Raw genomic sequence first — 25,488 nt, forward strand, 5'->3', positions numbered from 1 at the left:
AATTCACTGCATTCTCGCCACTTGCGCGGCGGTATCGCGGAAGCACTGCTCGACGATGCGCGCGAAGAAGCGCCCCGTCTCCTTCGGCAATATCCCCGCCTCCGCCTGCGCCACCTTGTATTCGAGCAGGCACCCGGACTTGAATTTCGAGAGCACCGAGAACCATTCGAAGTCGCGAATGTCGCGCCCGGTGCCCGCGCAGTAATAGCGCGCCAGCTCCTGCTTCGTCGGGAAGTTGGCCGGGTTGTTGAGTGCGGTCGGGAACTCCCGGTCCGGATCGTCCTCGTCGCGCATGCCGCCGGTGAACCAGCCCATGTCGATCATAGGATCACCGATGGTGGACAGTTCCCAGTCGATCATCGCCGCAAGGCGCGCCGGAGGGCCGTGGCGGAACATCATGTTGGGGGTGCCGACATCGCCGTGGATGATCCCGCGCACTTCCTCCGGCATCCGCGCGTGCCGCAGCCAGTCCTCGGTTTCGGCATAGCCTTCGAGCACGCGGCCCTCGTAGCCGTAGCGCTCCTTGTAGGACGCCAGCTGGCCCGCCCAGCGATCGACCTGCCGTTCCAGGAACCGGCCCGGCTTGCCGTAGTCCCCCAGCCCGATCGCCTCGTGATCGACGTTGGCGAGCGCGATCAGCCCGTCGACGATGGCAAAGGGGATGCCGTATTCGCAAGGCATCGTATCGAAGGGCGGCTCGTTGTGAATCTTCTCGCCGCGCAAGTTCGGTGCCCAGCCCTCGACTTTCTCCATGACGTAGAACGGCGCGCCGACCACGCTGTCGTCGGAACAGGACCCGTAGCACACCGGATGGGGCACCTGAGTGCCTTTGAGTGCCGTCAGGATACGCGCCTCGCGCAGCACGCCCTTCTCCGCTCCCGGCGGCGGCACGGCGGGTGGACGGCGCATGACCATCGGCTTCTCGCCCCGGTCGATCGTCAGCACCACGTTCGACGTGCCCCCCGAGAGTACCGCGGTGCGCAGCGGCCCCTTGCCCAGTTCGGGCACGAAGGCGTCCAGCCATTCGGTCAGCGGCCCGACTGGGGCCAGCCGGTCGAGATCGGCGTCCATCATCCTCTCCTCAGCGAGCGCGGAAATGCGCCTCTATCTGCCTGCGCACCGCGCGCAGCGCGGCCGTCGCGGCCGCGACTTCTTCGGAATCGAGCACCAACCGCGCAGCCAGTGCATCGGCGCGCGCGTCGATCTGACGCTTGAGCGCGGCGCCCTTCGCGGTCGGACGCAGCAGCATGGCGCGCTTGTGTGCGGGATTTTCGAAAGTCTCGACCAGCCCGGCATCGCGCAGGGCATTGGCGGCGCGCTGCACCAGCTGGCGCGCGTGGCCCATCGAGCGGCCGATCTGCGCGACGGTGGGGGCATCTTGCGCCTCCACCACCGCGGTGAGCACCATGTGCTCGCTGTCGTTGAGCGCGCATCCCGCCCGCGCCTCGCCGAAGACGCTGCGCAGGCGGCCGTTCAGGCGGATGGTCTCATCGACCAGTCCTACCAGCGGATGACGCGACTCAGATACTCCCGTTTCCATGGAAACGGGGTGTCATGTTGACACGATCGTGTCATTTCTTTGGAGGCGCGGCCTCGTCAAGCATCGCCCGGGCGACATGGAGGAACGCCGCCGTGTCGGTCTGGGCCGAAGGGATCGCCTTGCGGAACGTCGCGAAGCCGTGGATCAGACCCTTGCCCTCGAAGTAGGCGGTCGGCACCCCGGCCTCGACCAGTTTGGCGGCATAGGCACGGCCCTGGTCGCGCAGCGGATCGAGCCCCGCCGTCACCAGCACCGTCGGCGGCAGGCCCGCCAGATCACCGAGGATCGGCGAGGTGCGTGGGCTCTTCGAATCGGCCGCATAGTGCTCGGTAAAGCTCGCCATGCTCTTCGCGTCGAGCATGTAGCCCTCGGCGAACAGTTTCGAAGAGGGATAGAGCTTGCCGAAATCGGTCGCCGGATAGATCGGGATCTGCATCACCACCGGCACCGCCGCAGGCTTGTCGCGCAGGGCCGCTGCCGTGATCAGCGTGAGGTTACCGCCCGCGCTGTCGCCGCTGAGGATCAGGCCGGTGAACGCGCGCCCGAACGCCTTGCCGTTGGCCGCCACCCAGCGCGCCGCCGCCTCGCCGTCGTCCGGCGCGGCGGGCCAGGGGTTCTCGGGCGCGAGGCGGTACTCGACCGACACCACCGGCAGGTCCAGTTGCCGCGCGATCTCCGCCGCAAGGCCGGCGTGAGTATCGATGCTGCCGAGCACGTAGCCGCCGCCGTGATAGAACACCACAACCGGCCCGGGACCGCGCTCGGGGCGCGGATCGAACAGGCGCAGCGCCATCGGCCCGCCGGGCCCGGGCATCGTCACGTCCTTCGTGGTAACGTTCCCGATCGGCAGATCCTGCTGCGCCATCGCCGCCAGCGCAGCAGGCGGCAGCTTGTGTATCTGCATCAGCAGTTCGCGCGTGAAAGGCGGGTTGGGCTTGGCGTAGAACGCCTTGAGATAGGCCGCGACGTCCGGGCGGACATCGGGCGCGGCGCTCGTTTCCTGCGCCGCAGGAGCTGCCTGTCCGGACGCGACCGGCGCCGTCGCCAGCATCAGGGCCATCACTCCGCAGCCTGCAATGCCGCGCATACCCGCCATTCTCTTCATCGACTTCCCCTCCTGTTCGGCCGGCGGCGCATGTCCCGTCCGGCCCCGGCGGGGATCAGTATACCCCGCCCTGCTCTTCCGCAAAGTTGCCCATGTCACCCGCCGCTGCCGCCGCATTCGCATCGCGCGCGTCGCGGGCACTGCGGATCGAGGCCACCAGCGCGTCGCGGCGGCGGCTGAACTCGTCCTCGGCGGTGTACTGGCGCGGTTCGGTGTCGGGCTTGAAGGCCTCCCAGATTACCGAGGCTTTCGGCTCGTCGGTAGGCTCGACGCCCATGACGCGCTTGCCGGTCACGCGGTCGATGCGGACCATACGGATGCCCTGCGGCGCCACGAAAGGCTGGTGCGACCAGCGGCCCGGCGTCGCCAGCACCACGTCCTTGAATATCGGCGCGGCGATGCGGCCACCCTGCGCGTAACCGCCCAGCGAGCGCGGCGTGTCGTAGCCGATGTAGACGCCGCCCACGTAGTCCTGGTTGCCGCCCATGAACCACACGTCGGTCGGGCCGTTGGTGGTGCCGGTCTTGCCGAACATTGGCAGCTTGAGGTCGCGCAGGCGCTCCGCCGTGCCGCGGGTGACGACGCCTTCGAGCATGTGCACGGTCTGGTACGCCGTCGGCGCGTCCATCACCTGCTTGCCGACGCGCTGGATGCGCGGCATCGGCTTGCCGTCCCATTGCGCCATGTTGCAGGCGTTGCAGGTGCCCTTGTCGGCCCGCCAGATCACCTTGCCATTGCGGTCCTGGACGTAGTCGATCACCGAGCCGGAGAACTGCACGCCGTTGTTGGCCAGCGCCGCATAGGCGTTGATCATGCGTCCCACCGTCGTCTCGCCCGCGCCGAGTGCGAACGACAGGTACTTCTGGTAATCGCCGATGCCCATGTTGTGGAACGTGCGCGTGACCTTGGCCATGCCCACGTCGTTGGCGATGCGCACAGTCATCAGGTTGCGCGACTGTTCGAGGCCCCAGCGCAGCGTATGACTGCCCGAACCGCCCGCACCGCCGAAGTTACGGAAGCACTTGTTGCCCAGACCCGCGCCCTGGAACACGCAGAAGGTGCCGTCGAGCACTTGCGTGGCGGGGGTCATGCCGTTCTGCAGCGCGGTCGCGTAGACGAAGGGCTTGATGGTCGAGCCGGGCTGGCGTTCGGCCTGCGTCGCGCGGTTGAAGCTGTCGATCCCGGAATCGAAGCCGCCCTGCATGGCAAGAATGCGACCCGAACCAGGCTGCTCGATGATCATGCCGCCCGAGACTTCGGGAATGCCGCGAAGCGCCCAGGTGCTGCCGCCCATCGGCTGGGCCGCGACCAGATCGCCGACCTTGGCCTTGTCGGAAATACCGGTCAGCGTGGAAACGTTGCCGTCGGAGAAGCCGATGCGCCCCGTGCTGCCCGAGGCATCGAGAATGACGCCGACGCGCCAGTCCTTGTAGTCGATCGTCTTGTTGGCGACGACGAGCTGGCTCTGCCAGTTCTCGAGGTCGCTCAGATGCGCGATCGGCCGCACGAAGCCGCGATTGCCGTGATAGAGCAGCAGCCCCTTGCGCAGCGCATCACGCACCGCGACCTGCATCTGCGGATCGAGCGAAGTGCGCACCCAAAGACCGCCCGCATAAACGCTGTTCGGACCGTCTTCGGCCTTTTCGCCGTACTTGCCGATCAGGCGGCGGCGAACTTCCTCCAGGAAGTAACCGTTCGACGGCTCGTACGTGCTGGTACGCTGTGTCACGAGGCCGAGCGGCTCCGCCTTGGCGGCGGCGGCGTCCTGCGCGCTGGCCCAGCCGTTGCGCACCATCTGGTCGAGCACCCAGTTGCGGCGCTCGATCGCGCGGTCCTCGTTCTTCTTGCGGCCGTAGACTTCCGGCGCACGCGGCAGAATTGCGAGGAACGCGCTCTGGCTGAGCGACAGGTCCTCGACGTCCTTGTCGAAATAGGCGCGCGATGCCGCCTGCACGCCGAACGAACGGCGGCCGAGGGGAATCTCGTTGAGGTAGAGTTCGAGGATCTGCTGCTTGGTCAGCACGCCCTCGATACGGCGGGCGACGATCATTTCCTTGAGCTTGCGCGTCACGGAATATTCGTCGCCGATCAGGATGTTCTTGGCGACCTGCTGGGTGATCGTCGAACCGCCCTTGGCGCGCACGCCCGAGCCGTACTTGGTGACATAATCCACCACCGCGCCCGCCAGACCACCGACGTCGACGCCGCCGTGCGTCCAGAACGTGCGGTCCTCGGCCGAGAGGAAGGCGTTGACCATCGGCCTGGGGAAATCGACAAAGCGCAGCTGCACGCGCCGTTCGCGGGCGTAAGAATAGACGATCTCGCCGTCCATCCCGCGCACCATCGTCGGCAGCGGCGGCTGGTATTCCAGCAGCTTGTTGGCGTCCGGCAGGTCGTGGGCAAGGAACACCCAGAACGCGGCGATGCCGGCAAAGCCTGCCATGCACAGATAGCCGAAACGGCGCATCCACTTGCGTTCGTGCCAAGCCCTGCGCAGAGCGGCAAGGCGTCCCGGCCCATCGCGGCGGATGCGGTAGGTCGCGTCTTCGGGCGGCTGTTCGCCGGGATCAATCGCGTCGGTCATTGCGTGCGCCCTCTAGCACGGCGTTTTGGCGCAAGGAAACCACTCTCGTCGCAACTCTTCGTCGTCCCGGACCTGATCCGGGACCGCTGGCCGTAAACAGCGCACGAAGCTGCCCGCGGCCTGCCGCCCAAAGACCGCCACCGGTCCCGGATCACGTCCGGGACGACGCGTTCAGCCCGCTCAACCACCAGGGTTCCTTGCGAAATAGGCGCGGATCGCCTTCGCGCCCGCCTCCGCCAGCACCTGCTGCCCCTGCTTCGATCCCAGCGCCTGCGCGTCGTCGGGATTGTTGATGTAGCCCGTCTCGAACAGGATCGAGGGCATGTCGGGCGCCTTCAGCACCGCCAGCGCGGCGGCTTCAGGCCGGTCGCGGTGCATGCCGACGCCCGCGTCGCCCAGTTCGCGCAGCAGCAGCGTCGCGACTTGCGTAGAGCGCGCCTGCGCCCCGCGCTGCGAGAGGTCGAGCAGGATCGCGCCCACTTGCGCGCTCGTCTTCGACAGCTTGACGCCGTTCACGCGGTCGGCGCCGTTTTCCCGTTCGGCGAACCGCTCGGCGGCCTGGCTCGATCCCTTTTCCGAGAGGACATAGACACTTGCCCCGCGCGCCGAATCAGCCTCGGCGCTGTCGGCATGGATCGAGACGAACAAGTCCGCGTTCAGCCGCCGGGCAATGTCAGGGCGATCGGCGAGCGCGATGAAGCGGTCGGTGTCGCGCGTCAGGGCCACGCGCAGGCCGCCGCTTGCCAGCAGCTTCTCGCGCAGCGCCAATGCGATCTGCAGCGCCACGGCCTTTTCCTTCAGCGCTCCGGCCCCCGCGCCGGGATCGAAGCCGCCATGGCCCGGATCGATGACCACCAGCGGACGGCTGGCGTCGGGCGGCCCATCGACGCGCGGCAGGTCGATCGGCGCGTTCACCCCGGGCAGGTCGAAGCGGATGACGTAGTCGTAGCCCCCGGCCCGCACCGGCCATGCCCCGCTCACCGCGAACGCGGCGGCAAGCACCGCCAGCGGCGCGACGAAGACGAGGATCAACTGCAAGGTGCGCGACATTTGCGCCAAGGACTAAGCCGCGTTTGGCGGGCGGGCAATCCTGCGCCCCCGCGCTTTCCCACAGGCTGGTCAGCCGCTCCGCCCCGGGCCGATGCCCGCCAAATTCCAACGGTCCAAGCAACTTGCCGTCTTGCGTCATGAATGCTAGGCCAGCAGAACCGAGGCGAGGAATGCGCGTCGGTCCTCGCAATCCGGCAATACCATAACCATATGGCGCCGGACAGGACCGGCAGAGCCAGACGCAAGCCTCGGCCCAGGGAGCCGGAAATAATCCTTTTTCCGGAGCGCCTTATCAGGTTGAAGTGAGCCATGAGAAGCCAGTTGCCGCCTTGCCATTCGACGCCCGAAAGGGCGCGGGCGGCGTGGTCGCAACTTTCCGCGCGTTCTAATACGCCGCGCGTGTCTTCGCTCGCAGACGCACATGCTGCCACACATGCTACTGGGGCAGCCACTACTTTCGCCGCGCATGGAGCGCTGGATTGCTCCACCATTGCGCCAAAACTCGCCCCCTCAGTTTGGAACGCCGCCCCAAGTGGCCGCGTCGTGATTCTGCGGGGCGCATTCGCCTACAGTGAACATACGCGCATCCGCCAGGCTGATCCGGCCCGGCGTCGACGCGCACGGAGAATACCAAATGGCAACCCGCATGCTGATCGATGCGCGCCACCCGGAAGAAACGCGGGTGGCGGTCGTCAAGGGAAACCGCATTGAAGAGTTCGACTTCGAGTCGACCGAACGCAAGCAGATCAAGGGTAACATCTACCTCGCGAAGGTGACGCGCGTGGAGCCTTCGCTCCAGGCCGCGTTCGTGGACTTTGGCGGCAACCGCCACGGCTTCCTCGCCTTCAGCGAAATCCACCCGGACTACTACCAGATCCCCAAGGAGGACCGCGAGGCCCTGCTGGCGGAAGAAGCCGCCCATGCCGAGGAAGAAGCCGCCCTGCGCGCCACCGAAGGTGACGACGAGGACGAAGACGGCGACTACAACGACGATGGCGGCCTCACCGAGGTCGATACGTCCGAAAAGGACCATGTCGCCACGATCGAGGACGGCGCGGTAGAGAACCCGTTCCACGCCGACGACGACGGCGAGCATGAGGGCGAGCACGGCGACGAAGAGTCCGAAGGCAATAACCGTCGCGGCCGTGGCCGTCGCCGCCAGGGTGGCCGTCCCTCGGGCCGCTCGAAGGAAGCCGACGACCTGCGCGCCAAGCGCATGGCACTGCGCCGCCGCTACAAGATCCAGGACGTCATCCAGCGCCGCCAGGTGCTGCTGGTCCAGGTCGTCAAGGAAGAGCGCGGCAACAAGGGCGCGGCTCTCACCACCTACCTCAGCCTCGCGGGCCGCTACTGCGTGCTCATGCCGAATTCGAGCCACGGCGGCGGCATCAGCCGCAAGATCAGCTCGGCCTCGGACCGCAAGCGCCTGAAGTCGATCATCGCCGAGATGGACCTGCCCCGCTCGATGGGCTGCATCGTCCGCACGGCGGGCCTCCAGCGCACCAAGACCGAGATCAAGCGCGACTTCGACTACCTCGCCCGTCTGTGGGACGAGCTGCGCGAACAGACAATGCGCTCGGCTGCCCCTGCGCTGATCCACTCGGACAGCGACCTCATCAAGCGCGCCATCCGCGACATCTACAACCGCGACATCGAGGAAGTGATCGTCGAGGGCGAGGCCGGCTACCACGCCGCCAAGGACTTCATGAAGCTCCTGATGCCCAGCCACGGCCGCAAGGTTAAGCCTTACGCCGATCCCGTCCCGCTGTTCCAGCGCTTCGGCGCCGAGGACCAGCTGACCGCGATGTACGACCCCGTCGTGCAGCTGCGTTCGGGCGGCTACATCGTCATCAACCCGACCGAAGCACTGGTTTCGATCGACATCAACTCGGGCCGCGCCACCAAGGAGCACGGGATCGAGCAGACGGCGGTTGCCACCAACCTCGAAGCCGCTGCCGAAATCGCCCGCCAGCTGCGCCTGCGCGACATGGCCGGCCTCGTCGTGATCGACTTCATCGACATGGAGTACGGCTCCAACGTCCGCAAGGTCGAGAAGGCGATGAAGGAAGCGCTCAAGAACGACCGCGCCCGCATTCAGGTCGGCCGCATTTCCAGCTTCGGCCTGATGGAAATGAGCCGCCAGCGCCTGCGCACCGGCGTTCTCGAAGCGACCACGCGTTCGTGCCCGCACTGCGACGGCACCGGCCTCGTCCGCACCGCCAGCTCCGCCGGTCTCTCGGCGCTGCGTCTGATCGAGGACGAAGCGGCCAAGGGCAAGGGCATCGTGGTCTCGCTGTTCGCCTCCACCGAGGCGGCGGTCTACATGCTCAACGCCAAGCGCACCGACCTCGCCGACATCGAGGAGCGCTACGGCGTCACCGTCGAAGTCATCCCCGAGGGTGAGAACGAAGGCGCCAAGATGCGCGTCATGTCGTCGGGCCCGCGCAACGAGTTCGTGCCCCGCTTCGAGCCCATCGCCGAGGACGTCGAGGACGACTTCGTCGAGGAAGAGTACGAGGACGAAGAGCTGGAAGCCGAAGAGGCTGCCGAGCGCACCGAAGCGTCCGAGGACGGTGAAGGCCGCCGCAGCAAGCGCCGCAAGCGCCGCCGTGGCCGCAACCGCGATCGCCGCGAGGACGGTGCCGAGACCGCTGAGGTCGAAGCTGCCGACGCTTCGGACGAAGGCGACGACGCCGAAGACGAAGGCGAGAGCATCGTCGAAGCCGAGGGCACCGAGGCCGAGGGTGACAACACCAACGCACCCAAGAAGCGCCGCCGTCGCGGTGGTCGCCGTCGTCGCGGTCGTCGCGGTGAAGGTGAGGCCGAGAACGGCGCAGAGGGCGAGGACGCCGTGATCGGCGCTGAAGGTCTCGAACTGGCTGCCGAAGAAGCCGCGCTGCCGGTCGCCGATGGCGGCATCAGCGCCGAGCCGATCGTCCCGGCCGAACCGGTCGCCGAAGAAGCGCCTGCAAAGCCCAAGCGCACCCGCCGCAAGAAGGTGGACGTCGAAGCCGAAGCCGTCGTCGAAGCGCCCGAACCGGTCGCCGAGGAAGCGCCGGCAAAGCCCAAGCGTACCCGTCGCAAGAAGGTGGACGTCGAGGCAGAAGTCGTCGTCGAAGCGCCCGCAGCGCCGGAGCCGGTCGCCGAGGAAACGCCTGCCAAGCCCAAGCGCACCCGTCGCAAGAAAGCGGACGTCGAGGCAGAAGCTGCCGTGGCTCCGGCTCCCGAGCCGGTCGCCGAGGAAGCTCCGGCAAAGCCCAAGCGCACCCGTCGCAAGAAGGCGGACGTCGAGGCAGAAGCTGCCGTGGCTCCGGCTCCCGAGCCGGTTGCCGAACCCGAGGTCGCCGCTGAGGCTGCTCCGGCTGACGCGGAAGCCTCTCCGACGCCGCGCCGTGGCTGGTGGCAGCGCACTTTCGGCGAGTAATCGCTAAAAGTCTGAAAACGCAGGCGCCGCGCGCGATCCCACGGGGTCACGCGCGGCGTCTTTGCGTTCAGGGCAGATTCCCCTGTTTCGTCATTGCGAGCGCAGCGAAGCAATCCAGGGCGGTTTACGCGGCCGTGGATTGCTTCGCTGCACTCGCAATGACGTCACTTTGGGAGGTCCGAACCCACCCTGCCCTATGACATGTCGGAGTGGCTGTCGGTCCCCGCCGAAACCTACAGTGCCCGCATAAAGAACAAGCGGCGCAGGCGGTCTTCCGCCGATCCTGTCGTCCGCGAACGGCCTGTTGGGAGACGGACTGGATGACACAAGACGCGAATTGGGATCTCGAGGCCGACGTCGTCGTGCTCGGATCGGGCGGCGCGGCCATGACCGCAGCGATCGCCGCGCATGATTTCGGCGCGAAGGACGTGGTGATCCTCGAGAAGACCGGCATGGTCGGCGGCACCACCGCGATGTCGGGCGGCATGCTGTGGATTCCGGGCAACCACCACCAGCTCGAAGCAGGGATCACCGAAGACGACGAAGATGTCGTCGCCTATCTCGACTCGCTGGCACCCGGCGCGCTCGATCCCGATACGCTCATGGCCTTCATGGAAACCGGGCCGGAGATGATCCGCTATCTCGCGGACAAGACGCCGGTTCGCTTCCACGCCTATGCCGATTTCCCCGATTACCAGCCCTATATGCCCGGCGCCAAGCCCGACGGCGGCCGCTCGCTCGACAACGATGCCTTCTCGTTCGAACGGCTCGGCAAATGGGCGACCCGCGTGAACCCGACCAAGATGGCCTACCCGGTGCGCGGCAGCCTGATGGAAGCGATCAACGGCACGCTGGACGAAGCGACGCTCGCCGAGCGCGAGGCAGGCGATTATCGCGGTCTGGGTCAGGCATTGGCGGGATCGCTGTTCCTCGCGGTGATCGATCGCGGCATTCCCGTCGAGTTCGAAAAGCGCGCCCGCAAGCTCGTGAAGGACGGCGATCGGGTGATCGGCGTCGTCGCCGAGGATGCGGGTGGCCGCGACTACCGCGTGCGCGCCCGGCGCGGCGTCGTCATCGCCACCGGCGGTTTCGAGTGGAACGAGACGCTGGTGAAGACCTTCCTGCGCGGCCCCCTCACCGGCCCCGTCAGCGTGCCCGAGAACGAGGGCGACGGGTTGCTCATGGCGATCGAGGCGGGCGCCCAGCTCGGCAACATGCAGCACGCCTTCTGGCAGCAGAGCGTACTGGAATTCCAGCCCCAGCACCGCGCCGCCAAGCCGAACTACCTGCTCGGTTCGGACGAACGCGCGCGCCCCGGCGCGATCCTCGTCAACCGTGCGGGCAAGCGCTTCGTGAACGAGGCGGCCAATTACAACGCCATGGGCAAGGCGCTCCACGCCTTCGATGCAGGTACGCACGCCTACGCCAACCTGCCGTACTGGCTGATCATCGACCAGCGCTATCGCAGCAAGTACCAGACCTTCAACACGCCCCCGGGCGGTCCCGTGCCCTCGTTCATGATGCAGGCCGACACGCTGGAGGAACTCGCCGAAAAGGCCGGGATCGATCCGCAGGGGCTCGCGGCGACGGTGACGCGCTTCAACGATCTGGTCCGCAAGGGCCACGACGACGACTTCAACCGCGGCGACAACACCTACGACAACTTCTACATGTGGGGCGATGCGGAGTTCGAACCGCCTTACCGCACGCTCGGCGTGATCGATCAGGGGCCATTCTTCGCGGTGAAGATGGAAGCCGGGGCGCTCGGCACCGCCGGTGGTCCGAAGACCAACGCCGATGCGCAGGTCCTCGACTGGAGCGGCAATCCGATACAGGGCCTCTACGCGGCGGGCAACGTCATGTCGGCGGTGCTGGGCGAGGCCTACGGAGGCGCAGGCGGCACGCTCGGTCCGGGCATGACCTTCGGCTACATCGCCGGAAAGCACCTCGGCACGCATCTGCCGAACTACTGACCGCAGCTTTCCTACAGGGACATGGGCGGAGTATTTTTCCGGCCATGTCCTCTTGCGTTCTCACTCTTTTGTTTTCGATCCGAGGCACCGTGTTCCGGCTCGCGGCTTTCCGTCGCAAGGTGACAGGTCCGGCCCGCAAGGTGACACCCCGGGATCGTAAAGTGACACCCAAGGTGACACATCGGCGCCGCAAGGTTACACACAAGGTAACACATTCCAGCACAGGAATGGCGGATTTTCGTGGGATGGCAGCGGCCAGACCGCGCAAAGTGACACCTTTTCCCTCTGGACCGTGTAAACCGTGTAAACCTCGACGCCCGCGACTTTCGCAACGGCACTTGCGCGCCATGCGCCCGCAAGGCCCGCTGCAGCGCCGATATCGGTGCATTTCCCGATATTCCACCGCTCACCTCTCCATAGTCACCTCTTGCCCTATGCGGACGAATCGCTAGAGGGGGACCACAAAGCGGTTCATGCCGCACTGCAAGATCACGGGGATTCTACCATGGCGACCTTCACCCTCCCGGCGAACAGCAAGATCAGCAAGCGCGGCAACGTGCACAAGGCTGAGGGCGCCACCAAGGTCAAGAAGTTCACCGTCTACCGCTACGACCCGGACTCGGGCGAAAACCCGCGCTACGACCAGTTCGAGATCGACCTCGATGCGTGCGGTCCGATGGTCCTTGACGCGATCATCAAGATCAAGAACGAGATCGACCCCTCGCTGACGTTCCGCCGCTCGTGCCGCGAAGGCATCTGCGGTTCGTGCGCGATGAACATGAACGGCAAGAACGGCCTCGCCTGCACCACCGCGATCGAGGACCTGAAGGGTGACATCCGCATCACTCCGCTGCCGCACATGGACGTGATCAAGGACCTCGTGCCCGACTTCACGCACTTCTACGCGCAGTACGCCTCGATCCGTCCCTGGCTGCAGACCGTCTCAACCACCCCGTCGGGCAAGGAGCGCCTGCAGAGCCCCGAACAGCGCGAGAAGCTGGACGGCCTCTATGAGTGCATTTTGTGCGCGTGCTGCTCGACCTCGTGCCCGAGCTACTGGTGGAACTCCGACAAGTTCCTCGGCCCGGCGATCCTGCTGCAGGCCTACCGCTGGCTGGCCGACAGCCGCGACGAGATGACCGGCGAGCGCCTTGACGAGCTGGAAGATCCCTTCCGCCTCTACCGCTGCCACACCATCATGAACTGCGCGAACGTGTGCCCCAAGGGCCTCTCTCCCGCGCGCGCCATCGCCGAAATCAAGAAGATGCAGGCCGAGCGACAGGTCTGACAGGACAGGTCTGATCGGGCTGCGTCGCCGTGGTGCAGAATGCATTCGTCCATGAGCCGGACCCGGAGTTTCCGGGCTGGCACACATGGGAACTGAACGAGGGACCTCGGTTCAACTCCCATGGGCTGGGCCGGATGATCGTCCGCCCCGAAGGCCCGCGGAGCGCGTGCTTGCGACTGCTTGAAGTCGACGAGCGGCACAGCAACATCCTCGATGCGATCCACGGCGGCGTCACCCTGGCGATGATCGACGTGGGCATGTTCGCCGCCGCCTGCCTTATCGTCGGCCCGGCGATGATCGGCGGCGTGACGCTGGAACTGACCAACCAGTTCATCGGCGCCGGCCGCATCGGCGAGCCGCTCGACGTCGTGTCCGAAGTGATGAAAGAAACCGGTCGCCTCGCATTTATGCGCGGCACCGTGCAGCAGGGCGACCATCTCGTCGCCAGCTTCATGGGTACCTTGCGCAAGCCGGGCGCGCCACGATGAGCGCGATGCTCGAACGCTACGAGGCGCTGGTCGCGACCGGCGAACTGCGCTCCGATCCGGAGCAGGCAGCGGCCGCCGAGCGACTGAGCCGTTTGCAACGCGAATTCTACAAGTCGTCGTCCTCGACCGGTCTTTTCGGCAAGCTGCTGGGCAAGAAGGCCGTCACGCCACGCGGCGTCTACATGTGGGGCGGTGTCGGACGCGGCAAGTCGATGCTAATGGACCTGTTCGTCCAGACGCTCGACATTCCCGGCAAGCGCCGCGTGCACTTCCACGCCTTCATGCTGGAAGTCCATGCGCTCCTGCGCGACGAGCGCAAGAAGGAAACCGGCGACCCGATCCCGCCGGTCGCCGCCGCCATTGCTAGAAACGTGCGTTGCCTCGCCTTCGACGAGATGGTGGTCAACAACTCGGCCGATGCGATGATCATGAGCCGGCTCTTCACGTACCTGATCGCCAACGAAGGCGTGACGATCGTAACGACGTCGAACCGCGCGCCCTCCGAGCTCTACAAGGACGGTCTCAACCGCGAGCATTTCCTGCCGTTCATCGGACTGATCGAGCAGGAACTCGACGTCCTAACCCTGAACGGCCCGACGGACTATCGCATGCAGCGCCTCGGTGGCATGGCGACCTGGCACGAACCGCTCGGAGAACCTTCGACGGAAGCTGCGCGAGAGGCGTTCTACCGTCTCACCGACTACCCCCCCGAAGACAGCGAACATGTTCCGTCGGCGGATATCGACGTCGGCGGCGGCCGGATGCTTCACGTCCCGAAGAGCCTCAAGGGCGTCGGCGTGTTCAGCTTCAAGCGGCTCTGCGGGGAGGCTCGCGGTGCGGCGGACTACCTCGCGATCGCCCGCGCCTATCACACGGTGATCCTCGTCGGCATTCCGAAGATGGGGCCGGACCGTCGAAATGAGGCGGCACGCTTCGTGACGCTTATAGACGCACTTTACGAAAACAAGGTCAAGCTGATTGCAGCTGCTGATGCAGCTCCTGAGGATTTGTATGAATCCGGGACTGGACGGTTCGAATTCGACCGCACGATCAGCCGCCTTAATGAAATGCAGAGCGCAGATTACCTCGCACTCGGCCACGGCGAAGGCTAAACTTCGTTAACAAGTCCCGAATCGGGATGCGCTTCGTTATGCCGAAGCCGCATAATTTTGCGCGGCATCGTCCGATATATTAGTTGGTTAACCAACTAATGGCGGCGGTTTGCATGCACATCTGGCGCTATTACTCATTCCCATTTGCACAAACATATGCAGTAGATAAAGAAAAAGCGCTTTCCAAAAGACAGGAGTTCTTCTGGAAAGCGCTTCTTTTTATTCGCAGTGATCCGAGTCAATTATCTCGGACTAGTGCAACGGAAATCTCTATTAGAGACCGCCGCCCCACCAACCACCGCCCCAGATGTCCTTGTTCATCTTCATTCCCCATGTGAACGACCGCATTGCTACGGTCGAACTCATGGATAATAGTTAGTTAACGAGTCATCAAGGAATTTTTAACCAATCAAACGCGCCCTCCGGCCGGATACGAAGTCCAAGAAATCCCGAAATGGGACAGGGCGACTCACATGATAACCCTGAACTAGATCACAATTGAGGCCTGACAGCATCTCCAAAACCTTAGCAGTCTCGACACCTTCGGCCACGACGACGCGGTCCAGCGAGTGCGCCATCTCGATGATCGACTGCACTAGCAGCAGATCTTCCTTGCTACCCTCCATCGACGACACGAATGTCTTGTCGATCTTCACTTCGCTTGCAGGCAGGTAGCGCAGATAATCGATCGTCGCGTTACCGGTGCCGAAGTCGTCGATCGAAAGGCGCAAACCGGACTGGACCAGGCGCTGGAGCATCTGGAACGTCTTGGAGCTGCGATCGAGACGATCGGTTTCAGTGATTTCAAGAATCAGGCGGTTAGGCGAAAGGCCATGCGCCGCGAGAATTTCCGCGATCATTCCAGGCAAGCCCGGATTGCGCAGGAGTTGGGCCGAAATATTGACGGACATCGTCATCTCGTACCCATGGCGCTCCAGTTCGACTGCAACCCTCACCGCGTCGTTGATGACGAAACGGGTGATGCGCTCGATCCGGTGAAATTCCTCGGCAATGCGGATGAACTTATCCGGGCTAATCGGTCCGCGCTCGGGATGAGTCCAGCGAACCAGAGCTTCGGCTCCGCTGATGCGGTTCGACCGCAAGTCGAGCTTAGGCTGGTAGGCCACCCAGACTTCCCCGTTGTCGATCGCGCGATCCAGCGATGTCAGCAGCGAGATTTCCCACTGCGCCTCATGCTTGCGGGCATCGTGTTGATAGACCAGTTCGTCATTTCGCACGGCTTCTTCGGCTGCCTGCATGGCGCTGGCGACCCGGCCCGAAAGCGGACGATCGAAATCCGAGTCGATGCCGCAGTTGAACGACAGGTCGATGTCGATACCACCTACCTGGATGCCATTCTGGACGATCCTGTGCAAACCTTCGAGATTCTCGAAGAGGTCGAAAGTGCTGCGGATAGATGACAGCCAGACGAACATTCCGCCTTCGTGATAGATCAGGACGCTTTCGTCACTGATGCGGATACGTCGCACGATCTCCTTGGCGAGTTGCGCTTCGACATGCTCGGCGAAGCTGCCGATGATCCCACCGTAGTTGCGGATTTTCAGGGCAACCAGAATGCGCGTGGACAGATCAGGCGAATTGCGCAAAGCCTGAACGCTGGGCAAGCCCGAACCTGTGTTGGTTTCTCCCGCCTCCTCGACCCTGTCGAGGTTCCGCATACGAATGACAGCCACCAGCGCCACGGAAAAGGCAGGAATGACCTCAACCTGGACATTTACATAGTCCAAAAGGAACGGCACAGCACCCACCACCGCAACCAGGCCCGTAAAACGGTAGACGTCAAGGACGCGCCCTCGGCCAAGACCCGATGCAATAACGACCAGAACCAGCAGGTATGCAGGAAACCAGCCATACTCACGCGGCATGCCAAGCTTCAGAGTATCGGCGCCAATCGCATGGAAATAGCCCCCCGGTGCGTTAACGTCCTGACCGGGGATCGAATGAATATCATTGAAGGTTACTGCAGCCGGAACAATCAGAACATTCTTGCCGCGAACAAGCGAATGATCGAAATGACCGCGCATCACATCGATATAAGTTAAAGTGGGATACGAACTGACGGCGATTGAAAAGTCCGGGAAGAACAGTTCGTCGGTGCTGCCATTCACCCCGGCAATCGCAGCTGCAAGGGAGGGAATCTTGCCCACCGGGCTTCCAGATGCATAAGGAAGCTGGACGTTCTGATTGAGTGGGCGATGGCGAACCAGCACCGATGCCACTCCGGCATGGTCGCGATAAGCCTGAAGCGGAATCTTGCCGGCAAAGTTACCCATCTGGCCATTGCTGTCCACCGCAGCACCCAGCACCACCTTTCCATGGTTCGCCTTCAGCGCTGCCACAAACTTGGCATCGTCAGCTGCGTTACCCGGCATCGAAAACGACCGGTCGAAGAAGACTCGCTTTGCGCCTGCAGCAAAGAGTTGGTTGATCGCATCTGCGTCGTTACCATGAGAGATGTCATTGGCGCCGAGTTGAATAAGAGTCTGAGAGTCCTGCAGAACGATGGCGATGTCGCCGCTCGCCGGTTGTGTGCGGGACATCCAGCGCACGTTGCGCAAGTAGTCCTCAAGCGGCAGACCAAGACCGCTGATACCCATCGCAAGGCCCGTCAACGCTGCCCAGAAAACGATCCGGACACGCGGCCTTTTCCAGAAGCTGCGGAACTGCCCCCACACGTCGGTCATGGCCTTCCCCCTGCCCGAACCGTGAGGTTGCCCCAGGCGCACTTCACCAGCGCGGCAGGCTTCCGCTCTGAATACTGGTGATGGCGACCGATTCTGTTCATTCATGCCCTGCAAATGAGGCTCTGGTGGGCATGAGCTATCGCAAAGGTACTAAGAAACTGTGTAGTTAATGGCGTGGTCGGCCCGAAACGCCGAATTTCCGGGCAAAGCGCCGTCAAGCGGGCCGATTAATTGACACCCAGCGAGGTAAATGCCTTGTCAAGCATGAGCATCTGCCAGAGCAATCGGGAATTGTCCGAAGTTCCCGATACATGCGCGTCGACGAGACCCAAGAGGCGCCGCTGATTGAACCAGCCGGTGCGCGCCAAGGCAGTTCCTCCCGCAATGTCACGGGCCGTTTCGGCGAGCGGACCACGAAACCATTGCGCGATCGGCGTCACGAAGCCCTGCTTGGGCCTAAAGAGCACGTCATCGGGCAGATAGCGCCGCATCGCCCGCTTCATCAGCCACTTGCCCTGCCCGCCCTGTACGCGCATCCGCTCCGGCAAGCTCGCCGCGAATTCGATCAGGCGGTGATCCAGCAGCGGCTCGCGCGCCTCGAGGCTGACCGACATGCTCGTGCGATCGACCTTGGTGAGAATGTCGCCCGGCAGCCAGACCTTGAGGTCTGCATATTGGGCGCGATCGAGCCCGGAACGAGCCGGCGCCCCGCGCATCAGCGCGAGCACCGGGTCCTCGGCGCGGTAATCGCCTCGCAGACGGCGGAACTCGTCGGAATAGAGGCGGTCGCGCAATTCGGGCGGCAGAAACGCCATGGAACGCGCGTAGCCTTGCGCAGAATCACCCGCCAGCGCGAGAAGGGTCGATTTCGCGCGCAACGGCCGCGGAGCCCAGTCGGCCTTCGGATAGACCTTACCAAGCGCTCCGAATACCGGCCCCCGCAGCGATTGCGGCAACAACGCCCTGACCCTGTCCTCGCCGGCCTGGAACACATGCCGGCGATAGCCACCGAGCGCCTCATCAGCACCGTCCCCCGACAGCGCCACCGTAACCGATTCACGCGCCAGCTGGCAGACCCGCCACGTCGGGAGGGCAGAGGCGTCGGCGAACGGTTCGTCGAACATGCCCGCGAGCTGGTCGATGGCGGCGAAGTCGTCGGGGGAAACGATCCGAGAGGCGTGGTTCGTGCCGAAGCGCTGCGCGATCTTCGTCGCATAGGCACTCTCATCGAGCCCGGCGACATCGAATCCGATCGAGCAGGTGCGTACCGGATTGCCGCTCGCCTCGGCCATGAATGCGACGACGCTGGAACTGTCGACGCCGCCCGACAGGAACGCGCCCAACGGGACATCGGCGACCATGCGAGATGACACCGCCTGGCGCATCAGATGCAGCAGTTCGGCTTCAAGGTCGGCGGGTTTACCCTTGCGCCGTTCTGCAAAGGAGACGTCCCACCACTGCGCCGGGCGCGGCATCGGCGCCCCATGCCGCAGCAGCAAAGAATGTCCCGCCGGCAGTTTGGAGACGCCCTTCAGGATGGCGCGATCGTCAGGGACATAGCCCCAGGTGAGGTAATCCTCGACGGCCAGCGGGTCGATCTCCCGCCGTAGCAGCGGATGAGCGGTCAGGGCCTTGAGTTCGGAGCCAAAGGCCAGGCTTCCGTCGCTCAACTGCGCGTAGTACAGCGGTTTCACGCCCAGTCGATCGCGCGCAAGGAACAGCGTGCGTGCATCCAGATCGTAGATCGCGAAGGCGAACATGCCGAACAGCCGAGTGACGCAATCCGGCCCCCAGCGCCGCCAGGCTGCCAGAATGACCTCGCTGTCGCCATCGGTGCGGAAATGCTCCCCAGCCGCCTTCAAATCATGCCGCAGTTCGCGGTAGTTGTAGATCTCGCCATTGAAGACGAGCATCGCGCGGCCATCGAGAGAGGCCATGGGTTGCGGTGAGCCTGCCAGGTCGATGATCGACAGGCGGCGATGCCCCAGGGCAACGCCCGGTGCCGTCCATACGCCCTGCCCGTCAGGCCCACGATGCGCGATGGCGTCGCACATAGCCTCGACCCGGGCGCGATCGACCGGCTTGGGCGTTTCCAGATGATAGATTCCAGCGATCCCGCACATCGTCGCTCGACCTACCTGACCTGAGCGATACCGTCCATCCAGCGCGCAAGCGATCCGGTGGAGGCGCGGAAGGAAGCGATCGACTGCTCGGCCATGCCACGCGGCATGTCTTCGGCGGAAAGAATCAGCATGGTCGTGGGTTCCGCCCGGAACAGCAGATGGTCGGCGATCACCGCGAGCTTGAGCCCGGCATTGCTCCCGCTCAAAAGGGCGCCCTGACGATACCACGTCATGGCCAACCGCTCGACACTGCCGTTGCCGAGGAGGCGTTCGCCCTTTCCACCTTCGAGAGAGGGCCCGGGTGCCTGCCACGCCCAGGCGCTGGCGGGGACTAGCGCGCCCTGGCCGAAACCGCCGGCCTCGCGCCCTTCTCCCTGACTGGCATAGAGCGCGACGAAGACATCGACCTGATGCCCCCTGGCATCGCGGTAGCGCCCGAGGAGGCGATGATCGGAGCCTTGAGCGCGCGGTTCCCACCAAATCGCCGGCGCGTAGTCCACGCGGGTCCATCCCTCGACTACAGGCAGGTCGATGCGCGCGGGCATCGGCGCGGCGATAGTATCCGCCGCAAGCGCCCAGCACCGCGCCGCGCCCAGCACGAGCGCGAACCCGACCAACGCTGCAGTGCCGGGAAAGGCGAAGCCCTCCAGACGACCCAGCCAGGAGGCATTCTCAATGGCGACAAGGTCGATCACCGGAGCATTCAGGGGCCGATCGAAAAATCGCCAGGCGCACGCGATCACCAGCGCCAGCACGATCGCGAAGAAGAACCAGCCGTAGACGATATGGTCGAAGCCCGCCGCCGCCTCGATACCGAAAATCTGGGCGGCATAGATCGTACCCCAGGCACGAACGCCATTCGCCAGGATAGGTACGGCCACGCAGGCCAGCAGCATCGCCGTACGGCGACGCCAGCTCAGAAAGCAGACATTGGCCGCAAGAACGCCGAATGCGGCCATGGCAATGAGGAACTTCACGCCCGAACAGGCTTCAGCGACCTCGAAGAGACCGGCCGGCGTATTGATGAAGACACCGTCGATCTCGGCGGGAATGCCGCTGAGGTGCGTCAGGGCGATTGTGATCTCGGCGGTAATCGTCTGCAGGACGTTTACCAGTTCCTCACCGACGGGGACCAAGAACACAAGATAGCCGAGTGGGAACACCAGCGCCGCGCTGATTCTGACACCAAGGATCAAGGGGACGCATGCCCCCAGCATGGCCACGACTCCCGCCTGCCGGGCAAGGTCCAGCCCCGACATTGCCCCTAGCAACCACAGGAACGCCGCGCCCGAAAGCAAGGCCAGGCCCGGCCACCAGGCCAGGGGCGTAAGCTGCTCCAACTGTGGCCAGCGCTGCCAGACTAGCCAGCCGAGGATCACAGGGATCAGCAGGACATGGTTGTAGGTGGAAATGTCCCACCACTGCCGCGCCATCGCCGCCCAGTCTCCCGCAAAGCCGGCCAGCAGCACCAGCCATGCCGCGCCGAGGCGCGGGAGAGCGCCGCGCCATTGCGGCGAAAGAGCGCGCCACGCACGGGCGGGCCCCGCAATGGATGCGGCCAGCTCAGGCGACATCCGTAAGCGCCTCGCTCATCGTTCCGAGATATTCGGGAAGGCGCGCCAGTGCGGCCTCCCAGCTGGCATTGCCGACGATCCACGTCCGGGCAGCAGCACCCATCAGTTTCGCGGCCTCTGGCGCGCGCGCGAGGTCGAGGACGGCTTGTGCCATCGCGGCATCGCCGTCACGCATCGCGAAATCCCGCCCGTCGAGCGCGTCGATGCCGATCGCCGCGCCAGGGGAAAGAACTACGGGCAAGCCCATCGCCATCGCTTCAAGTACCTTGTTCTGCACACCGCGCGCGATTTCGAGCGGCACCAGGGCGACATCCGCAGCGGTGAGCCACGGCCGGATGTCATCCACCCTGCCCCAGACTTCGATGCCATCCCGTCCCGAGCGGTCCCGCAGAACCGGTGGCGGATTGCGGCCTACGATATGCAGCGTGGCGTCGGGACAGGTCTGGCGCACGAGCGGCAACACGCGATCGATGGCGCGCGTGGCGGCCTCGATGTTGGGCGCGTAGTCCATCTGTCCGGTGAAGACGATGCGCGGCGCGCCCTTCTCTATCATGCGCGGTTCCGGGCTTACTGCGCCGGGGTCGAAATATGCGGCGTCAAGGCCATTGCCCATTGCCCGCACGCGGCCATGCTCGCCGTAACGCTCTCCATGGCTATCACTGGCGAGGCGCGAACGCAGGAGGCCCACTTCGGCGCCGCTTATCAGCAACGTGACGGAGGCACCTGCGCATATCCTCGCCTCTTCCTGGCGCAGAAGGCGGCCCTCTCGCCGCTCCATCCATGATCGAAAGCCACGTCCTTTCGCGGCGTAGGCTTCGAACTTGGCGGAGTCGACGTCCACCAGGTCGGCAACGACGCGGCCACGGAATTCGCCGGGCACGTATTGGGCCATCTGGCCGGAGAAAACGTAGACGGTATCGATGTCCCGCTCGGCAAGCAGGTCGCGCACATAGGCTTCGAGCTGCTTGTCGTAAAACGCGGTGAGGCTGATCGGCCGACCGCTGGCCAGTGCCTGCACTCCGGCGACCGGCAGCGACTTGGACCGCTCGACCAGGCGATAGCTTGCGGCAAGGTTGGCAAGGTCCGGCTCGAACGCACGGTCCTGCTCGTCGTCGCAGAATGTGGCCACGTGCACCGGAGCCAGTGCGGCAAGCGCCTTGAGCACGTGATGGGAGCGTATCTTGTCACCGCGATCCGGGGGAAACGGGATGCGGTGCGCCAGGAACAGAATTTCACCCATCAGCCGATACCGCGTGCAATCAGCGGGCCGAGGCGATTGGCCACTGCCAGAGGCAGGCGCTGCCACAGCTTGATCTGAAGCGAGAGCTTGCCGCTCGTCGGGTCGGCATCGCGCCTGGCAATGCCGGGAGCCGTCCAGGTCGCATACGTCAGCGGCTCCGGCTCGAAGCCCCAGTTGCGCTTGAAATTATAGGCCCCGCTGTCCGTCTTCGAGCGGCCGAAGTCGAATACCGTGCAGCCGCGCCGCCGGGCGTGGAGCATGAGTTCGTAGTACATCCGGTCGTTGCCCCTGAGGCGCCGGGCGTCCCAGGTTCCGCCGCCCCAATACGGCATGACGGCGCCCTGATGATAGACGCTGATGACGCTCGCCACCGGCACGCCCTGATGCCGCACCGTGAGAATGTCCGCATCGTCGCCGAAACCATCGATGATCGCATCGAGCAGCGCTCGGGGAAAGACCGGCGTGCCGAGGTTGCGATAGCTTTCGCAGAACACGGCGTAATGTGCGGCGCGATCCGCTTCCGCAGTGCCTATCTCGATCGTCAGGTCCATGCCCAGCGAGCGGCGCACTTCGGCGCGCTGCTTGCGCGGGATGTCCAGCAGTTGCGCTTCGTCGTCAGCCGCGAGCGGGCGGGCGAAGTTGGCGTGTGAACGGGTCTTGAGTGCCCAGCCATCGCCCGCCGGAGGAAGTACCCCGCCGCGAAGTTCGATCGTCGGGCAGGTGAGGCGCAGTGCCAGTTCCTCAACGGCGGCGAATACGGCGGTGGTATCGGCGTCCCCGGTCGCCAGCAGCCCGCCACCGACCGCGAACCCGGTAGAGGCCAGCAGTCGGCCGAATACCGGCGAATGAATGGCATCGAGCGGCAGGAAAGCGACGATCTCGCCCCCCTTCTCCTGAACGAGCGCCAGCGCGCGGTTGCCGGTCGCCTTTGCCACCGAGACGAACCATGCGGGGCGATGGAACGGCGTCCCCTGCGGATGGCGCGCCACGAAGCCTTGAAGGCGCGCGACCTCACCCGGGTCGGTCAGATCGACGAGGCGGACTTGCGCTGTCAGTGGCACGAAGGGCGCGTTCACGCGGCGAAGGCCAGCGGTTCGGCGCGCAAGGCTTCGCGCGCGGCCAGTTCGTCCATGCGGCCCCAGCGGAATTCGCCGACCAGTCGCTCCAGCTTGTCGGCCATCACCGACAGGTTCGTATAGTGCCGGAAACGCGAGCGCAGCGGCGCGCCTTCGACTCGGGGTTGATCGGGGTCGATCTCCCACGGATGGAAGTAGAACACCGCCGGCCGCCGATCATCGCGGTTCACCTGCCGGATCGCCCAGCGCGAGAACCCGTAAGGAAGCACCCGAAAGAAGCCGCCGCCGCCTGCCGCCAGCCGCCGTCCGGCGAACCGGGCGGTCGTGACCGGGATCTCGATCAGTTCAGCATCGACGATAGGCCGGAACGCGAAGCGCGGAGCCTCCCGCCAGCCATAATGGTCATGCGCGATCGGAGCCACGCTGGAGCTATACACATAGCCCTGCTCCGCCAGCACCTCGAAGGCCCAGGGCGTACGGGCATCGATCGAGAAGCTGGGCGCGCGGTAGCCTTTGACCGCCTGGCCCGAGGCGTCCTCGATCACCTTGCGGGCACGGTTGATGTCGGCGGCGAAGGCCTCCCTGCCGAGACGGAACACGCGCTCGTGATCCCAGCCATGGCTGGCGACCTCGTGGCCTTCTTCGGCGATCCGCCGCATCAAGGCGGGATTCCGTTCCGCCACCCAGCCGAGGGTGAAGAACGTGCCCTTCACCCCCGCGTCGGCGAAAAGCCGCAGGATTTCGTCGCAGTTACGCTCGACGCGCGTGGCCAGCGAGTTCCAGTTCTCCCGGTCGATCACCTTCTCGAAGGCGCCGACCTGGAACCAGTCCTCGACATCGACCGACAGGCCGTTGATCGGCACCGACATGGGGTAGAACTCCCTCAGGCGACGTTGCGCTGGCCGTCGCCGCTCTCGATCCACTCGATCAGCATGGTCAGCGTGTGACGCAGCGTGCGCTCGGTCTCGCCGAGGCGCGCCTCGAGCTTGTCCGAGCGGGCGATGGCATCCGCCAGTTGCTGCTCAAGCGCCCCGAACTGCTCGCCCTGCGCTTGCCGTGCCGAGGCTTCGCGCTCTTCGGCAGCAGCGGTGAGTTGTGCGATCGCCGAGTGCAGCTCACTGAACTGCGCGTCGCGCCCGGCCATGGCCGCCTCGATCAGCGCATTGGCGCCGGCGGTGTCGAGCATGTCGCGATGAGCGAGCGCCGCCTCGATGAGCGCGGTCGCGCCTTCCGTATCCAGCGCCTCGCGATCGGCGAGTGCCGACTCGATCAGCGCCATGACAACGGAGGTATCGATCGCCTGCACCGGCGCACTTGCGAAACCCGCGGCTTCCACCGGTTGCGCAGCGGCAACCTCGGGCTCCGCGACTTTGGTGACCACTGCCAGCGCGCCGTCGTCATTCATCTCGTCAAGCACCTGCTCGAGCATCGCGGCGTCGAGGTGCTCTCGGCGGTCCACCGCACCCAGCAGGAGCAAACGATTGACGATCTGGTTGATGCGGCGCGGAATACCGCCGGTCGCCTCGTGGATCGCCGGGAACAGTGCCGGATCGAAGCTCGGGTTACCCTTCCAGCCGACGCAGCCGAGGCGGTGCTCGACGTAAGGCTGGACCTCGCGCACGTGCATCGGGCCGAGGTGGTGCGTCGCGATAACGCGCTGACGCAGCTGTTCGAGCTGGTTGCTCTCCAGCAGAGTCTCGCGGAACTCGGGCTGGCCGAGCAGCAACGTCTGCAGCAGCGGGTGCGAGCCGAGCTGGAAGTTGGAGAGCATGCGCAGCTCCTCCAGCGCGCTGACCGAGAGGTTCTGCGCCTCGTCGACGATCAGCAGGCAGCGGCGGCCGGCGCGCGCCTCGTCATGGAAGAACGCCTCCAGCGTGCCGAGCGCGGAGGCCTTGTCATGGCCCTGCACCGGCAGCCCGAACGACTGCGCGACGACATGGACGATCTCCTCGCCGTCGAGCGCGCTGGTCACGACGTTGGCGGCGGTCATGCGCGCCGGATCGATGGTCGCCATCAGGTAGGCGACGAGTGTGGACTTGCCCGCACCGACCTCGCCGGTGATGACCACGAAGCCCTCGCCCTGGGCAAGGCCGTAGCCGAGGTAGGACAGCGCCTTCCTGTGCGTGCTGCTCTCGAAATAGAACGCGGGGTCGGGGGTCAGCTGGAAAGGCCTGGCGTCGAGCCCGTAGAAGTCGTCGAACATCGG

17 protein-coding genes are annotated in these 25,488 nt (G+C 65.0%); 5 read left to right on the forward strand and 12 right to left on the reverse strand.

What is annotated here, in order from left to right; genetic code table 11:
* Positions 1 to 3: 3 nt before the first annotated feature.
* The 5 genes from PKE80_RS16870 to PKE80_RS16890 form a co-directional block, all read right to left on the reverse strand.
* A complete protein-coding gene (locus PKE80_RS16870) occupies positions 4 to 1,071 on the reverse strand; it encodes a phosphotransferase family protein (protein ID WP_271183494.1) in 1,068 nt (355 codons plus the stop codon).
* Between the two features lie 10 nt (positions 1,072 to 1,081).
* Positions 1,082 to 1,540, reverse strand: coding sequence for a MarR family winged helix-turn-helix transcriptional regulator (locus PKE80_RS16875; protein ID WP_271183495.1), 459 nt, complete (start codon positions 1,538 to 1,540; stop codon positions 1,082 to 1,084).
* Between the two features lie 31 nt (positions 1,541 to 1,571).
* A complete protein-coding gene (locus tag PKE80_RS16880) occupies positions 1,572 to 2,636 on the reverse strand; it encodes an alpha/beta hydrolase (protein WP_271183530.1) in 1,065 nt (354 codons plus the stop codon).
* 64 nt (positions 2,637 to 2,700) lie between these two features.
* Positions 2,701 to 5,229, reverse strand: a complete 2,529-nt coding sequence (locus PKE80_RS16885; RefSeq protein ID WP_271183496.1) for a penicillin-binding protein 1A — start codon at positions 5,227 to 5,229, stop codon at positions 2,701 to 2,703.
* A gap of 180 nt (positions 5,230 to 5,409) precedes the next feature.
* Positions 5,410 to 6,279 carry an N-acetylmuramoyl-L-alanine amidase family protein gene (locus tag PKE80_RS16890; protein ID WP_271183531.1) on the reverse strand — a complete coding sequence of 290 codons (870 nt, stop codon included), beginning with the start codon at positions 6,277 to 6,279 and terminating at the stop codon, positions 5,410 to 5,412.
* Positions 6,280 to 6,913: 634 nt separating this feature from the next.
* Here PKE80_RS16890 and PKE80_RS16895 point away from each other — a divergent pair.
* From PKE80_RS16895 to zapE, 5 genes are all read left to right on the forward strand, one after another.
* Entirely contained in the window at positions 6,914 to 9,703 is a 2,790-nt protein-coding gene (locus tag PKE80_RS16895; protein ID WP_271183497.1) for an Rne/Rng family ribonuclease, read from the forward strand.
* Between the two features lie 320 nt (positions 9,704 to 10,023).
* Positions 10,024 to 11,676: an FAD-binding protein gene (locus tag PKE80_RS16900; RefSeq protein ID WP_271183498.1), complete on the forward strand. Its 1,653-nt coding sequence runs from the start codon at positions 10,024 to 10,026 to the stop codon at positions 11,674 to 11,676.
* A gap of 505 nt (positions 11,677 to 12,181) precedes the next feature.
* Entirely contained in the window at positions 12,182 to 12,964 is a 783-nt protein-coding gene (locus PKE80_RS16905) for a succinate dehydrogenase iron-sulfur subunit (protein ID WP_008832647.1), read from the forward strand.
* A 170-nt stretch (positions 12,965 to 13,134) separates the two neighbouring features.
* Entirely contained in the window at positions 13,135 to 13,452 is a 318-nt protein-coding gene (locus PKE80_RS16910) for a PaaI family thioesterase (protein WP_271183499.1), read from the forward strand.
* Positions 13,449 to 14,564, forward strand: coding sequence for a cell division protein ZapE (zapE, locus tag PKE80_RS16915; protein WP_271183500.1), 1,116 nt, complete (start codon positions 13,449 to 13,451; stop codon positions 14,562 to 14,564). Before PKE80_RS16910 ends, zapE begins: the two co-directional genes overlap by 4 nt.
* Positions 14,565 to 14,965: 401 nt before the next feature.
* Here zapE and PKE80_RS16920 read toward each other — a convergent pair whose 3' ends face one another.
* The 7 genes from PKE80_RS16920 to PKE80_RS16950 all read right to left on the reverse strand — a co-directional run bounded on the left by PKE80_RS16920 (position 14,966) and on the right by PKE80_RS16950 (position 25,485).
* Positions 14,966 to 17,269, reverse strand: coding sequence for an EAL domain-containing protein (locus tag PKE80_RS16920; RefSeq protein WP_271183501.1), 2,304 nt, complete (start codon positions 17,267 to 17,269; stop codon positions 14,966 to 14,968).
* 227 nt (positions 17,270 to 17,496) lie between these two features.
* Entirely contained in the window at positions 17,497 to 19,392 is a 1,896-nt protein-coding gene (locus PKE80_RS16925; RefSeq protein ID WP_271183502.1) for an XrtA/PEP-CTERM system amidotransferase, read from the reverse strand.
* Between the two features lie 11 nt (positions 19,393 to 19,403).
* On the reverse strand, positions 19,404 to 20,966 hold the full coding sequence (gene xrtA, locus PKE80_RS16930) for an exosortase A (protein ID WP_271183503.1): 1,563 nt from the start codon (positions 20,964 to 20,966) through the stop codon (positions 19,404 to 19,406).
* Positions 20,956 to 22,206, reverse strand: a complete 1,251-nt coding sequence (locus tag PKE80_RS16935) for a TIGR03087 family PEP-CTERM/XrtA system glycosyltransferase (RefSeq protein WP_271183504.1) — start codon at positions 22,204 to 22,206, stop codon at positions 20,956 to 20,958. Before PKE80_RS16935 ends, xrtA begins: the two co-directional genes overlap by 11 nt.
* Complete coding sequence (locus PKE80_RS16940) at positions 22,206 to 23,282, reverse strand: FemAB family XrtA/PEP-CTERM system-associated protein (protein ID WP_271183505.1); 1,077 nt, start codon at positions 23,280 to 23,282, stop codon at positions 22,206 to 22,208. Before PKE80_RS16940 ends, PKE80_RS16935 begins: the two co-directional genes overlap by 1 nt.
* Complete coding sequence (locus PKE80_RS16945; protein ID WP_271183506.1) at positions 23,279 to 24,151, reverse strand: XrtA system polysaccharide deacetylase; 873 nt, start codon at positions 24,149 to 24,151, stop codon at positions 23,279 to 23,281. Before PKE80_RS16945 ends, PKE80_RS16940 begins: the two co-directional genes overlap by 4 nt.
* A 14-nt stretch (positions 24,152 to 24,165) precedes the next feature.
* Positions 24,166 to 25,485: an XrtA/PEP-CTERM system-associated ATPase gene (locus PKE80_RS16950; RefSeq protein ID WP_271183507.1), complete on the reverse strand. Its 1,320-nt coding sequence runs from the start codon at positions 25,483 to 25,485 to the stop codon at positions 24,166 to 24,168.
* Positions 25,486 to 25,488: the final 3 nt, after the last annotated feature.

This window comes from Novosphingobium resinovorum (assembly GCF_027922145.1).
Classification (GTDB): domain Bacteria; phylum Pseudomonadota; class Alphaproteobacteria; order Sphingomonadales; family Sphingomonadaceae; genus Novosphingobium; species Novosphingobium resinovorum.